General features: G+C 37.3%; 14 protein-coding genes. 1 reads left to right on the top strand and 13 read right to left on the bottom strand.

The genetic code is table 11. From position 1 onward, the window contains the following. Positions 1 to 6: 6 nt before the first annotated feature. The 13 genes from CLOAM_RS02880 to CLOAM_RS02940 form a co-directional block, all read right to left on the bottom strand. Entirely contained in the window at positions 7 to 642 is a 636-nt protein-coding gene (locus CLOAM_RS02880; RefSeq protein ID WP_015424350.1) for an energy transducer TonB, read from the bottom strand. Between the two features lie 11 nt (positions 643 to 653). Beyond that, positions 654 to 1,091 carry an ExbD/TolR family protein gene (locus CLOAM_RS02885; RefSeq protein ID WP_015424351.1) on the bottom strand — a complete coding sequence of 146 codons (438 nt, stop codon included), beginning with the start codon at positions 1,089 to 1,091 and terminating at the stop codon, positions 654 to 656. Positions 1,092 to 1,099: 8 nt separating this feature from the next. Next, on the bottom strand, positions 1,100 to 1,525 hold the full coding sequence (locus CLOAM_RS02890; RefSeq protein WP_044278862.1) for an ExbD/TolR family protein: 426 nt from the start codon (positions 1,523 to 1,525) through the stop codon (positions 1,100 to 1,102). Continuing rightward, positions 1,522 to 2,283 (bottom strand): MotA/TolQ/ExbB proton channel family protein, encoded by a 762-nt coding sequence (locus CLOAM_RS02895; protein WP_015424353.1) that lies wholly within the window; start codon positions 2,281 to 2,283, stop codon positions 1,522 to 1,524. The genes CLOAM_RS02890 and CLOAM_RS02895 overlap by 4 nt, the downstream gene beginning before the upstream one ends. A 26-nt stretch (positions 2,284 to 2,309) precedes the next feature. After that, positions 2,310 to 5,348, bottom strand: a complete 3,039-nt coding sequence (locus tag CLOAM_RS02900) for a TonB-dependent receptor (protein WP_015424355.1) — start codon at positions 5,346 to 5,348, stop codon at positions 2,310 to 2,312. 197 nt (positions 5,349 to 5,545) lie between these two features. Then, the gene (gene purM / locus CLOAM_RS02905) at positions 5,546 to 6,592 is read right to left on the bottom strand and encodes a phosphoribosylformylglycinamidine cyclo-ligase (protein ID WP_015424356.1); all 1,047 of its coding nucleotides are present in this window, start codon (positions 6,590 to 6,592) and stop codon (positions 5,546 to 5,548) included. Then, positions 6,580 to 7,473 carry a PfkB family carbohydrate kinase gene (locus tag CLOAM_RS02910; protein WP_015424357.1) on the bottom strand — a complete coding sequence of 298 codons (894 nt, stop codon included), beginning with the start codon at positions 7,471 to 7,473 and terminating at the stop codon, positions 6,580 to 6,582. The genes purM and CLOAM_RS02910 overlap by 13 nt, the downstream gene beginning before the upstream one ends. Beyond that, complete coding sequence (locus CLOAM_RS02915) at positions 7,470 to 7,685, bottom strand: hypothetical protein (protein ID WP_015424358.1); 216 nt, start codon at positions 7,683 to 7,685, stop codon at positions 7,470 to 7,472. Before CLOAM_RS02915 ends, CLOAM_RS02910 begins: the two co-directional genes overlap by 4 nt. Before the next feature lie 2 nt (positions 7,686 to 7,687). Further along, entirely contained in the window at positions 7,688 to 8,896 is a 1,209-nt protein-coding gene (locus tag CLOAM_RS02920; RefSeq protein ID WP_044278864.1) for a pyridoxal phosphate-dependent aminotransferase, read from the bottom strand. 24 nt (positions 8,897 to 8,920) lie between these two features. After that, complete coding sequence (pta, locus tag CLOAM_RS02925; protein WP_015424360.1) at positions 8,921 to 9,925, bottom strand: phosphate acetyltransferase; 1,005 nt, start codon at positions 9,923 to 9,925, stop codon at positions 8,921 to 8,923. 11 nt (positions 9,926 to 9,936) lie between these two features. Further along, positions 9,937 to 12,033 (bottom strand): glycine--tRNA ligase subunit beta, encoded by a 2,097-nt coding sequence (gene glyS / locus CLOAM_RS02930; RefSeq protein ID WP_015424361.1) that lies wholly within the window; start codon positions 12,031 to 12,033, stop codon positions 9,937 to 9,939. A 33-nt stretch (positions 12,034 to 12,066) separates the two neighbouring features. Beyond that, positions 12,067 to 13,038, bottom strand: coding sequence for a PorV/PorQ family protein (locus tag CLOAM_RS02935; protein WP_232502702.1), 972 nt, complete (start codon positions 13,036 to 13,038; stop codon positions 12,067 to 12,069). Continuing rightward, the gene (locus tag CLOAM_RS02940; RefSeq protein WP_015424363.1) at positions 12,986 to 13,459 is read right to left on the bottom strand and encodes a PTS sugar transporter subunit IIA; all 474 of its coding nucleotides are present in this window, start codon (positions 13,457 to 13,459) and stop codon (positions 12,986 to 12,988) included. Before CLOAM_RS02940 ends, CLOAM_RS02935 begins: the two co-directional genes overlap by 53 nt. Before the next feature lie 284 nt (positions 13,460 to 13,743). Between CLOAM_RS02940 and CLOAM_RS02945 the strand changes: the two genes are divergently transcribed. Next, positions 13,744 to 14,907 carry an efflux RND transporter periplasmic adaptor subunit gene (locus tag CLOAM_RS02945; RefSeq protein WP_044278866.1) on the top strand — a complete coding sequence of 388 codons (1,164 nt, stop codon included), beginning with the start codon at positions 13,744 to 13,746 and terminating at the stop codon, positions 14,905 to 14,907. Position 14,908: the final 1 nt, after the last annotated feature.

The following is a 14,908-nucleotide window of genomic DNA, read 5'->3' on the forward strand; positions in this document are numbered from 1 at the left end:
TCCCAATTATTGAATTTTAAATTCTACCGGAATAATTACCATACAGTCCACGGGTTGACCACTACTTTTTCCCGGTTGAAATTTTACCTTACGAACTGCTTCAATAGCTGCCTCATCCAAGCCACCACCAATTCCACGCCGAACTCTAATTTCACGAATACTGCCATCTTTTAGAACTTCCACTTCCAGAATTACGGTTCCTTGTAATTTGTTCCTTTTAGCAAATTCAGGGTAAACAGGTTCAATTTTTCCTATAACTACAGGTGCATCATCATAAGGAACAAAATTAACAGGTGTTTCATCTTCACTTTGTTGTTGAGTCGGAGCAGTAGTACTATAAATATTGCCAATTTGGGATAACGCTTCCTGGAAAGCAGCCATATCAACTTCTTCAGTCCCTAAAACATCACTTATCTGAAAAGTGACATTAACATCAACTTCTGTTTGAGGTGCCTCAATCCGTTCCCGCTCCTCCGGTGGAATATCAACTAATTCCATTTGCTGTGATTGGAAAACCTGTTTTCTAACTTCAACTTTCGGAGTTACCATAATACCAAAGATAAGTAGTGTAAGGGATAATGCAAGCGCCTTGCTGAATTGGGCGTTAGCAATGTCTTTCCAGTCCTGATTTTTTGTCTTCATTTTTTCTCCCTTTATTTCTTCAGTATAGGCTGTGTCTCAAAAGCAACTACAAGAGCATTGGCATCTTGTAGTTGACGCATTACATCCGACATTACTCCATATTTTGTTTCTCTATCTGTCCGAAAACAGACAATCAATTCAGGGTCCTCCGCTTTCTTACGGATAAGAGTTTGAGAAACGAAAACATCCTCAGAACTTTCTATGCGGGTAGGTATGTCATCCAACAGGATTGTCTCATCCCGCATTACATAAATAGTACTTGTATGGTTACGAGGAATACGTTCAATACTTTCTGCAAAGGGCCACCGTTCTCGTTCCACCCAGAACTTTTTTTCCTGAACAAAAACGGTAGTTACCATAAAGAACAGCAATAAGAGGAAGGCAATATCGGAAGTAGATGCCTGAGGAATGGCAACATCCCGTCTTTTTTTACTACTAAATTTAGCCATTTTTGCTCCTAACTTGTAGATAAGGATATTTTTTCTATTTTAGCAGCTTTCAGGCGATCAATTACTTTAATCATATCATTGTATTTTGCCTCTCTATCCGTTATAACTTTGAAGATCATATCCGGATTTATCTGCACTTTTTGCTGAATTATTACATCCAATTCTTCGCTATCAATGTATCGGGGTGCTTCTCTATTCACTGCTATTTGTCCATCAGGAAAAATTTGAAAACGGGTCATTTCTTTCTCCGTTAAGGTAAGGGTTTTAGTTTTACCTTCTTGTGACTCTGCTGCTTGAGGCAAAACCAATTTTATACCCTCTTTCACATCAAACCTGGTTGTGGACATAAAGAAGATGATCAGGAGAAAAGCAATATCGCCAGTAGAGGCAGTTGGTATTGTTGCCCTATATTTCCTCTTGCGAGCAATTTTCATCTTGTAATACCCATTTCTTCAGCCAAAGTTTCGGTGAATTTCTCGGAAGCTCTTTGCATATCTATTACAATACCATCCACCATAGTCATAAAAACATTATTAAAGAACTGAACTGGAATTGCCACTATCAATCCGGCTTCGGTTGTAATTAAAGCAATTCGGATACCTGTTGCTACAATTGTAGCATCCACAGCACGAGCAGCAGCAATTGATTCAAAAGCTGTAATCATTCCAGCAACAGTTCCTAAAAATCCTAACATAGGAGCAAGAGTTATGGAAGATGACAGTTCAATAAATCCCTTTTCCAGATAGCTCATTTCAATCATTGAAGCATTTTCAATTGCCTCATCTACGGCAGCCATCCCTTTATCTACTTTTTCCAATCCCGCATAAATAATAGCTGCTATAGGACCTCTCGTATTCTTGGCAATTTCTTTTGCTTCCTCAAATTTCTTCTCCTTAATTAAAGGAATGATTTTATCAAGGAAGGTATTTAAGTTTATCTTACCGTTTAGCAAAGCAATAAACTTCCAAATAATGTAAGCTAAACCATATATTGCCAAAAAGAGAATAGGCCACATTGCCCATCCGCCATCTTTAAACCATTTTACCAGTCCGCTGCCAAATACTAGTTCTGCAAAGTTCTGTAAACCGCCACCCTCTGTCTCAGCTGCAGGTTTCTCCTGCGCGTAAGCAAAACTTGCAAAGACAAAGGTCATCATCATAATCAGCAGCATTGTTCCGATGAATTTTCTCATTTTTATTGATTCCTCCTTGGAATAATTTAGAAGTTAAAGGAAAAGCCCAGGGTAAATCCCCGGAAGTCATTATAATTAAGCGGATTTTTACTTGCTAAAGAATTTACATAATAAACCTCAGGATAAACGAAACCGGGAATGTTGGTTTCTTCTATCTGAGCGCCATTCCAGTAATAATTCCCTGTTTTGGGATAGACACTTATAATGTTCTTGTTTTTAAATAGATTTTCCACTTCCGCAAAAACTTTAATATTGATTTTATTAGACAAGAGAAAGCCCTTGGTTATTCTTAAATTTGTTTGTTGAGTACTTGGCATTCTCTTACTATTCGTGTCAAGTTCTTGACCAGATTCGTAACTTTGTGGAGTATAAGGTGCTCCTGAAGCATAAGCCCAATTGATATTAGCGCTAAAATCGTCCAGAGGCAATATAAAGTTAGTAAAAGGTATAAAGAATTCTTCTCCTCGGGCAATGCGGAATGTGAAATTGGCACTTATATTATGGCGTATATCCCAATCCAGAGGAAACTCTCGTAAATTGGTAGTTTCATCTTGAATAACAGTATAAGAACTATTTCCTTGTGCCCAAGCTAAAGAGTAGGCAAGAGACCAGGTGTTAAAATTAGATAGCAGTTTTTCAATTTGCATATCAATTCCCCGAGCAGAACCATAATCATTGGAGTAGTATTTATACCAGTATACCGTCTGCTCTATTTCACTACGCTCTTTCCTGGTGTTCACATAATTATATATATTTTTATAATAGGCAGTTAAATCTAAAACATAATCATCGCTAAGTTGGTGAGAAAGACCTGCTTCGTAAGTAACAGTTATTTGTGGTTCCAAACTGGGATTTCCTACCCTGATTGTTGTTTCCGAAGCATAAGCATCTTCAGGAGTTTTACTCGTAAAAATATACTGCATTTGAGGTAATTGATTCTGATAGTTATAAGCAAAACGCAGAACATCTTTGTCTGTAATCGGATGAGAAACGCCCAACCGTGGAGAAATCATTAACTGCATCAGATCACTTTTATCAAATTCGCGTAAATCAAAACTACCATCATCCTGTGCCACATAATATTTTTTACCCAAATACCACAAATCAAATCGTAATCCGGCATTAACAATCATTCCTTCCCATTCCATTTTATCCTGCAAGTAATATGCCATTTGCCAGGGCTCTGCTTTATAACCATCACGCTTTCCGGATGCCGCTTTAGCTGCAGCAAAGTAATCCTCCGGCTTATAAATAGGAACCAAATCAGCAATAGATGTTGGATTTTCTTTAGTTGCAACAATCGCATAAATGCCCTCGGGGAGATATTCATCATCTAACAACATATTGCCATCGGCATCAACAAAATTGTCAATATTATAGTTTCTAATATCAAATATGCTGTTTAAATAGGCAACGCGTCGTTTTTCATCAATATTTAGATAATCCTCTAATTGATTTTTTTTGATGTTATGCTTTATAACTTCTAAACCGGTCTTTGCCATATGGGTTTCATTTATTTGCCATTCAAAATCTGCTCGTCCACTTAGTATTTTAGTGGTATCATCTATGAAGGCATTATAAATATAACCGGGAGGAAGATAGCCAGGAATTGATCTTGGCTCTTCCACGCTTTCCAGACGAAATTTCCAATAATCATAAGGTAAAAACCCATAATCATAAATACCATCATTATCCGCATCAATTGTGGAATATCCATAGTCCCCTAAAGCTACCCTTTGGATATAATCACTGGGAATATTATTAGGGTCTACAGTCATAAATATATACGAATCCCGATCTATGCCTTTGGGACCCTCATAACTATCTTTCTGATAATAACTGGCTTTCACTTTAATATTCATTTTATCATTAATTACATAATCGTAAGTGCCAATATATTGTCGCTGAATTATTTCATCTTCTGCATAGTGCTGAAGTGCATAGCGCCAGTAATTACTATATGGATAGTTTAAACTTCTATCGCCCCGAACGGCAAATGTAGCTACCTGACCGGGCTTAAAAGCATACTTGGTTTTTAAATTTATATTATAGGCATTGTAATTACGATTGCCAATATCAATGCCGAGAATTTTATCCCTACCTGTATAAGGATTATAGATAGGATAATCGGCATCAATTAGTGTTCTTCCATTTAAAGTATAATCACCATTGGGATCACTTATATAATAATCTTTCAAACGACCATCCAACCATTCACCGGCACCATTGAGATAAAATGTGAATTTTTCCTTCATTTCCTGAGAAGCAAAAGGTAATACAGGACCCCCAATAGCCAATTTCACAACATCAGTATTGCGTCCCTCGCCAATAAGATGATCGGTATTATATTCAACCTTGCCGGAGAAAAAAGGATCTCCATCTTTAGTAACAATATTGATCACACCCGATTGAGCATTGCCATATTCTGCTGGAAAACCTCCTGTCATCACTTTCATATCTTTAATAGCATCGGTATCAACTTGTAAAGTCGCTCCTCCGTCAACAGGATCGGTAACACTCATACCATCTATAGTATAATTAATTTCATTTGAACGGCCACCACGAATATGTAATTCGCCTCCAACATTAGTTACTCCTGCTTGCAAAGCAACAATATCAGCAACATCTGAAACGGCAGCATCTGTCACAATACTCATTTCTATATTTCTGGCACTTCCTACACGGTTTTTATCTACCTTATCTTCAGTAGCTGTAACGGTTACTGCCTTCATTTCAAAACCGCTTTTATTCATAGTAGGAGCAAGATTTGTAGTTTGATCTACAATTATACGCACATCATTATACACCACAGTATCATAACCGATAAGGGAAAACTTAACTGTATAAAGACCTGGGGGAATATTTATGATAATTGCTGTTCCTTTAGCATTCGTTTGACCACCGGTTACTCGTTGATTTCCTTGCATAACAACAATATTAACAAATTCCAAGGGGCGACCGGCATTATCGCGCACTCTAACTGCAAGTTTTCCAGTAGTAGCAGCTTCTAAAAATACTGTTCCTGCAAGCATAATTATTAGTAGGATCAATGCATATTTACGCATCGAAAACCTCCCTCTCTTCAGGGTTTTATACCTTTATTTTATTTATAGTTCCAAGCTCAAATAAGCTTTTTCATATATCTTAACTTCTTACTCAAAAACTCTTCTTTGTAATCTTAAGAAAAAAGTCAAGAGGTTTTTTTATAATATAATCTAAATTCCTCTTCTAACAAGGTGAAAACTATCTAAATTTCTTAACTTTAACATTCCTGAATGAATTCCACTTTTTCTTTTATCTGATTTTGGTTCACAAGTTCGCCTATACATCTTGCTTCCGGTATAGTTAAGTATTTATCAAATGCCTCATTATCAACTATACAGATCATCCCTGTTCCCAAATTAAAGGCCTCTCTCATTGTTTCCTCGGATAGTTTTCCTGCCTCTTGCAACCAATGAAAGAAAGGAGGTATTTCTGATTTCTTGATTTTAATTTGAGCACTAATACCTGCTGGTAAAATCCGTTTTAAATTTCCGATAATACCACCTCCGGTAATATGAGCTAAGCCACTAAGATTAGGGTCTGTAAGATAATCTTTCAGTAAAGGCAGATAACTTCTATGAACACTTAAAAGTAATTCACCCAAGGTAGTTTGACATTCAGGAATATAGCTATCCAGAGATAATTTTAGTTGCTCAAACACAATTTTCCTTACCAAGGAATAACCATTAGTATGTAATCCACTGCTTGGCAAAGAAATAAGCTGGTCACCAGGTTTAATTTTAGGTCTGGGTAATATTTGTTCCTGTTCTACAATACCTATTATTGTGCCCACCAGATCAAATTCTTCATCTTTATACAAATCCGGCATTTCTGCCATTTCTCCTCCGATTAAAACACAGGAATTTTGCTGACAGGCAATGATGATTCCTTCAATCATTTTTTCCACTTTTGCCGGCTCCAGTTTTCCGATACCGATGTAATCCAGAAAAAATTGCGGGATTGCACCCTGAACTAAAATATCATTTACACAGTGATTTACCAGGTCTTGACCAATTGTTTCGTATTTGTCAGCCATAATAGCAATTAAAAGTTTGGTTCCCACTCCATCGGTGCTGGAAACAAGAATCGGCTGATGCCATAAATTTTTATCTATTTTATAAAGTCCGCCAAATCCGCCTAATTCACTAAGAACATTGCTGTTGTAGGTGCTACGAACTTTCTGTTTTATTGCTAAAACAGTTGCTTCTCCAGCTTGTATATCAACTCCTGCTTTGCGATAATCCAGTCCATTTTTCAAGTTGTCCATTTTACCAGTTGTTCCTTATTCACATCAATTTCTGCTTTGGTTTTATCAATTAAACCTTTCACGCTGAAATCAGCTACATTTAACGCTGATATAACTGTTCCGTATAAAATTGCTTCCTTAATTACTGCCCGGTTTAAGATATTATGATTTGCCAAATATCCCATAAAAGCACCGGCAAAACTATCTCCTGCCCCTGTTGGGTCTTTAACTTCTTCTAGGGGATAAGCAGGCGCAAAATACATATCGTCATTTGAAATAGCTACCGAACCGTATTCACCGCGTTTAACAATTATCCATTGCGGTCCCAAAGAGAGTATATCTCTGGCGGCAGAATAAATATTCTCCTTATTTGTATACTCTCTAACTTCGTCCTCATTCATAAAAACAATATTTACTCGCCTCAGCACTTGTTCTATTTCTTTGGGACACAAATAAATCCAATAATTCATAGTATCACAGGCAAGATGTGAATAACCGGATACCTGATTTAAAACCTGCATTTGCAAGGAAGGATTGATGTTAGCTAATAATAAACTACGACAGCTTTTGCAGGACTCGGGCAATTGAGGAGAAAAATCAGCAAAAACATTTAACTCCGTAGAAAGCGTTTCCACTTTATTCCAGGTATTATATTTTCCGCTCCAGCGAAATGTTTTGCCCTCTTTAACCTCCAGTCCGTCCAGATTTATACCTTTTTGCTGTAGTAAGTTAAGACCATCTATCGGAAAATCCGTTCCGACTACTCCTACAATATAAGCATCTGTAAAAAAGGAACCTGCTAAAGCACCATAAATAGCAGAGCCGCCTAAAGCATTTTGTATTTCTCCGGCAGGTGTGGAAATACTATCCAAACCTATTGAACCAACTATTACTAAACTCAAGGTATGATCTCCTTCTGCAATGTATCTGCTTGTAAAGTGTCGGTAACACTTGCAGAAGGATTTTGAACTACATTTTTTGTATTCCCGAGGTGATTCATAAGATAAAGAATGATTATTAAGGCAAGCACCATAATTATCAGCTTAGGCCAATTATATGCCTTTTTACGCTTATCCTTCCAGCGTTCTTTCATCTTATCGTTTAAGTCGTTCATCTTTACCTCCCGGAAGCTAACTCTGCCAGAAAAGAAGCAAAGCGATTTAATCCTTCCTTTATGTTTTCTATGCTATTAGCATAAGAAAAACGCACGGTTCCTTCCATTCCGAATGAATTACCCGATACCAGAGCAACATAATACTTGTCAAGTAATTTAGCACAAAAATCATCGGAGGTCTTAATATTCTGGTTATTGTTCTCCAGATACCATTTTATTCCCGGCATAATGTAAAAAGCTCCTTGGGGCTTAAAACAGGTAATATGCGGAAGTTTTTTCAGCTCTTCATATAAAAAATCCCGGCGACGGGCAAATTCCACTCGCATTTTTTCTATTGAATCGTCTTCTTCCTTTAAAGCTGTTACACAGGCATATTGTGTAATAGAATTAACACAGGAAGTTGTATGTTCCTGAACCATACCTCCTGCTGAAATAATATCACCAGGTCCTGCTGCATAACCAAGACGCCAGCCAGTCATTGCATAAGCTTTAGAAACACCGTTTATTACAATAGTCCTTTGTTTCATTTCTTCACTAATGCTTGCTATTGATATATGTTTTGCATCATCATAAACCAGACGTTCATAAATCTCATCGGATATAACCAGTATATTATATTTGATACATATCTCAGCTATATCGGAAAGTTCAGCTTGGGTATAAACTGTGCCTGTTGGATTGCTGGGTGAATTCATTATCAGCACTTTGGAGCAGGGATTCTCTTTTATTGCTTTTTCCAGGTCTGCAGGTTGAATTTTATATCCCTTTTCTTCACAGGTAGGAATATAAACCGGTTCTGCATTAGCTAAAGCAACCTGATAAGGATAGCTTACCCAATAAGGAGTTGCCATCAAAACCTGGTCTTTATCATCACACACGGCAATCAGGGAATTTACAATGGCTGCCTTGGCTCCAGGTGAAACCAGAATTTCTTTGGGGCTATACTTTAACCCGTTATCCCGTAATAATTTCTCGCAAATTGCCTGTCTCAATTCAGGTATTCCGGCATTATTAGTATAACGCGTAAAATTAGCATCTATAGCTTTATGTGCTGATGCCTTAATATATTCCGGGGTATTAAAATCTGGCTCTCCTACGCTAAAACTGATTACATCAATTCCAGCATCCTTCATTTCTTTTGCTTTCGCCGATAAACTTAATGTTGGCGAGGGCTTAATTAAACGGCAGCGGTTGGATAGCTTGATAGCCATCTTCACCTCCAATCTATCTTTTTTTTATTTCTTTTTTTGTTGATCCGCCAAAAGCAGAACAATAGCGACTGTATTAACAATATCTTCAGCAGAACAACCACGGGATAAATCACTTACCGGAGCTGCTAAACCTTGTATGATAGGTCCGATTGCTTCTACTTTTCCTATGTATTGAGCCAGTTTATAACCAATATTTCCTGCCTGTAAATCCGGGAAAATAAGGATATTGGCATTTCCTGCCACAGAACTTTGGGGTGCTTTCCTTTTTGCTACTTCGGGAATTATAGCTGCATCAACCTGTAATTCTCCATCAAAATCAAAATCCACCTTTCTTTCTGTTAAAATTTCTTTAGCCATAGTTACTTTATCTACAAGTTCGTGTTTAGCACTTCCTAAGGTGGAAAACGAAAGTAAAGCTACTTTTGGCTCATCTCCGATTATAGCTTTTCGGGTTAAAGCAGAGCTCATAGCAATGTCCGCAAGCTGTTCTGAACTGGGATTGGGAACTACAGCACAATCGGCAAATAAAAAAATTCTTTTTTCCCCCCGAAAATCAGGAACCGGCATTATAAATGCGCTGGAAACAGTTTTAAGCCCCGGCATAACACCAATCACTTGTAATGCAGCCCTTAAAACATCTGCTGTAATATTAACTGCTCCAGCAACCATTCCTTCAACTTTTCCCTCTTTAACCATTGAAGCACCGAAATATAAAGGATTTTTAACTGTCTCTATCGCCTGAGCCATTGTAACACCTTTCTCTTTTCGTCTTTGATAATATGCTTCTGCAAAAGCGGGAATGTCTTCTGAGGTCTCAGGATTTATTATGGTCACATTGTTTAATTCTATATTTAGTGCTTTGGCTTCTTGATTTATTATTTCACTTTCACCCAGCAGGGTAACTTTTGCCAAGTCCATTGCCACAATTTTGGCAACCGCAGTTAAAACGCGTGGATCAGTGGATTCCGGCAAAACAATACTTCCGGAGTTTCCTTTTGCTTTGTTTATTAAATCATCTATTATGAACATATTCCTGCTTCCTATTGTTCCGTTTCCAGAACTATCAACGATAGGTCTGCAACTCTTAAAAATTCTTTTTTTACTTCTTTCAGCAAGGAGTGTCTATTATTGCGTAATTCATCATCTTCGCAGTTTACCAAAACTGCGTCAAAAAAGGCATCTATAACTTTTCCAAACTTGATCAAATACTGTAAAGCCAAAGGATAATCCTTGTTTTGTAAAGCGGAATCAATATCCTGATGTAATGTCTGCAGAGCTTCATAAAGGTTAATTTCTTCCGGCTCAACAAGTTTATCTTTATTAAAGGGAACAAAATCCTGTGTTTCGGCAATAATATTTGCTACCCTCTTAAAACCAATCACCAGATGAATAAAGTCCTCTTTACCTTTTAATGCATTCAATGCTTGAGCCCGGTTTTCCAAATCGTGCAAATGGCTTTTATCAATATGCATCACGCTTTCTATCACATCGTAAGCGATGCCGTTTGTTTTCAGCAATCCAGTAATTCTTTGTTCCAGAAAACTGTGCAAATTCTTTTTTGCCTTTTTGTCTAATTCTGTCTGTTTACCAATTAATTCCAAAGCTCTATCGGCAAAAGAGAACAAATCCAAATCCCATTTTCGGGAACTGATAATTTGCACAACACCATTAGCAGCGCGTCGGAGGGCAAAAGGATCTCCACTTCCCGTTGGCATCATTCCAATTCCAATAATTCCGGCAACCGTATCCATTTTATCTGCAATAGCAACTATTGCTCCACACAATGTTGAAGGAAGTTCATCACCCGAACCTCTTGGTAAATAGTGTTCAAATATACCTTCTGCAATTTCCCGATCTTCTCCCGAAGCAATAGCATATTGTTTGCCGATATATCCCTGAAGTTTTGTAAATTCTTTTTCTCCAAGCATATTAGTAACCAAATCTGCTTTACAGAGTTCTGCGCAACGAATTGCCTTTTTCTTTTGTTCTTCTGTTATCTTCAATTCATCCGCTAAGGCACTTACCAATTGCATTATGCGTTTGGTTTTATCAGCCATTGTTCCTAATTTTGCTTGAAATATAACCTTGTCCAAATGCCTCGTCCAATGTTCCAGCGGATATTTTGTATCTTCATTCCAATACCATAAAGCATCTGCTAGGCGTGCTTTTACTACTTTCTCATTGCCTTTTCTGATAATCATACTTGCAGATGGATTACCATTGGAAATAAATACAAATTTATTACTTAATTTACCTTGGTTATCCTGCACCGCAAAATACTTTTGTGCTTGACTTATTGTGCTGATAATAATTTTATCCGGTAGGGAAAGATACTTTTCTTCAAATTCTCCAACAACCGCAGTAGGATATTCTACCAAATTGACTACCGTTTCTACTAACTCACGGTCTTCTATAACTTTAAAATTGTCTTCCGGAAAAATAGCTGCCAGTTGGGTAATTATTTCTTTTCTGCGCTCTTCAATATCAACTATTACTTTCTGTTCAAGCAGTTTGGGAAGATAGTCCTCTGCTTTATTAATAGTAATGGACTTTTCCAACCCCAAAAAACGATTTCCGTAAGTAATATTCCCACAAGGTATTCCCCCAAAATCCAACTCTAAAGGCCTATTATTCCATAGAATTAAAAACCAGCGCAGAGGGCGGGAAAAAATTAATCCTAATTGGCTCCAAGCCATTTTTTTCTCAAATGGTATCTGCACAATCATTTCCGGAATCCAGCTCTTCAGCAGCTCAACTGTCGCTAATCCCTTTTTTATATATTTTACTGCCAGAAACTTACCTTTCTCTGTTTCCTGAATAAATATTGCTGCTTCCTTTGCCTGGCTTCTGTTTAAAAAACCCTTACCTGCAGGTGTTAGATTGCCCTCTTCATCGTAAGCAACGCTGACTAAAGGTCCTGTCTTTAAAATTTCCTCATCCTCCTGATGAGTATCCAGTTCCAGAGCATCCAAATATATCCTGCGAGGAGTTCCACTCACTTTATAAGAACCGCAGTATAGTTTATTACTTTTCAAAAAAGTCCCAAAAGATGAGCTGACACCGTTGCAGGCAATTTCTATCTGTCTTTCCGGGAGTTCTTCACATCCCAATTCAAGTAAAAACCGGCTTCGTTCCAAATTCTATCCTAATCATAAATTATTATTATATAGTTATTCAATATTATATCTTATACTTACCTGATTGGTTAATCCTAAGTCCCCGTAAGAAGCAACAGCATAGTCCAGGGCAATTTTTTTCCAAATCCAGCCCACTCCTAAACTTATTCCGGAAGTCCATTCCATATTTCCTCCCAGATAATAGTCCCCGGCATTAGTTTTAAATCCGCCTCTTAGAACTAAGGAAGGATGAATTTGTTGTTCAACTCCAAATTTACCGATAAAGTTTTCTCCGTTGGCTTTAGTAATATCTATATTCAGCAGAGTATTTTTCCCCACATCTATTCCAAAACCTGCACCATAAGTAAATGGTATTCCTTCATCGTATTTTTTATCGCTGTAGTGGCTAATTTGGAAACCCAAATTTTTCGCCGATAGACCTACTTTTATTCTTTCGTTAGCAGTATGATGTAAAATACCGATATCAATTAAGACAGCAGAAGCTGATTTATCATCTATTTGGTCTAAAACAAATTTTATACTACCTCCCGCATCCAAAGCAGGGCTTACGAATTTTGCCAAAGTAAAGCCGGCTAATATATCTTGGGCATTAAAGGTATCATTCAGTTCAATAAATTCGCCATTTGTCCCTACATCCGTCCTGTCTATAGAACCCGAATTCCAATAGTTTAAATAAAATCCATAAGAAGTGTATATATTTTTTGGAACTACATAACTTACCGAACCACCTCCGGAACCAACAAAATGGTCTGCAAAGGTAGTAAAAACACCCTGATTGGGAACTCTGATTATGGATGCAGGATTAAACTGCATACCATCAAAATTTTTTGCTCTTCCCAGCATTGCTTGTCCCATTCCGTTTGCTCTGGCAGAATAAATTATCTTTAATGTAGAAAAACCGGTAGTTCCGGCATCTTGATGCTGTGCCAGCAATGGCATTAGAAAAAGAATACTAAACGCCAAGCTGAGGAAGTAGTTCTTCTTCCAAAAATTGAACTTTTTCATACAAATACCTTTCATCTTTGGCTTGTAACAATGTTTCCCTGTTTTCTTCCCGCCTCAAAAATTCCGATAATGACCGTAAAATCTTCATATAATCCTGATTGGAACTTTGGGGAACGGCTATCATAAAAACCAAATGCACAGGTAAATTATCCACACTGGAGAAATCCAAATCCTGTTTCACTAAACAGACAGCTATCCTTAAACAGCTAACTGTTAAGTCCCTGGCATGGGGAATAGCAATCCCTTTCCCTATACCCGTGCTCATTATTTCTTCTCTTCCTTTAACTGCTGCCAGAAAACGGTCTGGAAAACTTAAACAGCCGCTTTCCGATAGCAAATTTGCCATATATTGCAGGCAGGCATTTTTGTTCTCGAACTTCTCTACAATCTTTACCAGTTCGGGCATAAAAAGCTTGTTCATTGTCCCACCATAAATATTCGTAAAATACCTTATTTTTTATAGCAAGGTATAAGTCAATCAAAATTCTTATTGTTTTATATATCGTCTTTCCCAGATTATTCAAATTTAAACAGAGAGCACAGATTTATTTTACACTGAAAACCCCAAGACGCCAAGTCCACCCTAAAAAATATTTTCTCCAGACCTCTTGACCTCCAGACCTCCAGACCTTTTTTAAGTTGACACAATCTCTGCTATTTCAACCTTTGTTTTATATTATCAGATACTATAAAAGAAGAGGTATTATGCGTAAGAAATGGTGGATAATTATAGTTATAGTGCTTCTGATTCTGCTGGTTTTGTTTTTGGGAAAAAGCTGCGGTAAGAAAAAGCAAACTGAAACAGTCAAACCTACAGAGACAGAAACCTATACCGTTAAACGGGGAGATATTTCTTCCCGCATAGAAATTACAGGTGAAGTTCAACCGGAAGTTGTGGTTTCCCTAAAATCCAAAGTAAGCGGGAAAATTGTCAAGTTTTATGCCTGGGAAAATGATTATGTTACTTCCGGACAGATAATTGCCGATATTGAACCGGATTATAATCAGGCAAATACTCTTTTCAATACGAAGGCAATGCTGCAAAAAGCGGAAATGAACTTGAAAAATGCGCGTAAGGATTTGGCTGATAAAACTATTCTTCTGCAAAAACAATTTATTTCGCAGGAAGAATATGATAAGGCATCGGATGCCTTAAAAGAGGCAGAAATTGAATATACTCAAGCCAGCAGTCAATATGAAATGATTCGCGATCTGGATGTTCCGGGAAAAGTAACTCATGTTTATGCTACCGCCAGTGGAGTTGTTATTGAACGTAATATTAACGAAGGTGAAATGGTTCAATCCAGTTTAACCAGTTTTGGTGAAGGTACTGTGATTATGAAAATTGCCGATTTAAATAAGATGATTGTAAAAAGTAACATCAACGAAGTAGATATTTCCAAATTTAAACTGAATCAGAGTGCAGAAATAACTTTGGATGCTCTTCCTTATGAACAATACAATGGCAAGGTGGTAAAAATTGCACCGCAGGCAATTATAGAAAATAATGCCAAGGTCTTTCCCATTGAAATTAATCTTAATGCCAGCGGTAAAGTTGTTAAACCGGGAATGACAGCAAATGTAACTATTTTGGCTGATTCGCGCCAAAATGTTTTGGTAATTCCTATCCGAGCCGTCTTCAGTAACGATTTAAATCAGGATATTGTTTATCTGGTTAAAGACACTAAAAGTCCGTCTAAAGAAACCAAAAGCAAGGAGAAAACATCTTCGGCTCCCAATTCTGTTGCCACACCTGTAAAGCTTGGTACTAATGATTTGTTGCAAGTGGAAGTGATAGAAGGGCTTAAAGAAGGAGATATAATTTTGCTGAACGAACCGGTTACCAATAATAATAAAATGTTTATGTAAA

This window comes from Candidatus Cloacimonas acidaminovorans str. Evry (genome assembly GCF_000146065.2).
Lineage (GTDB): Bacteria > Cloacimonadota > Cloacimonadia > Cloacimonadales > Cloacimonadaceae > Cloacimonas > Cloacimonas acidaminivorans.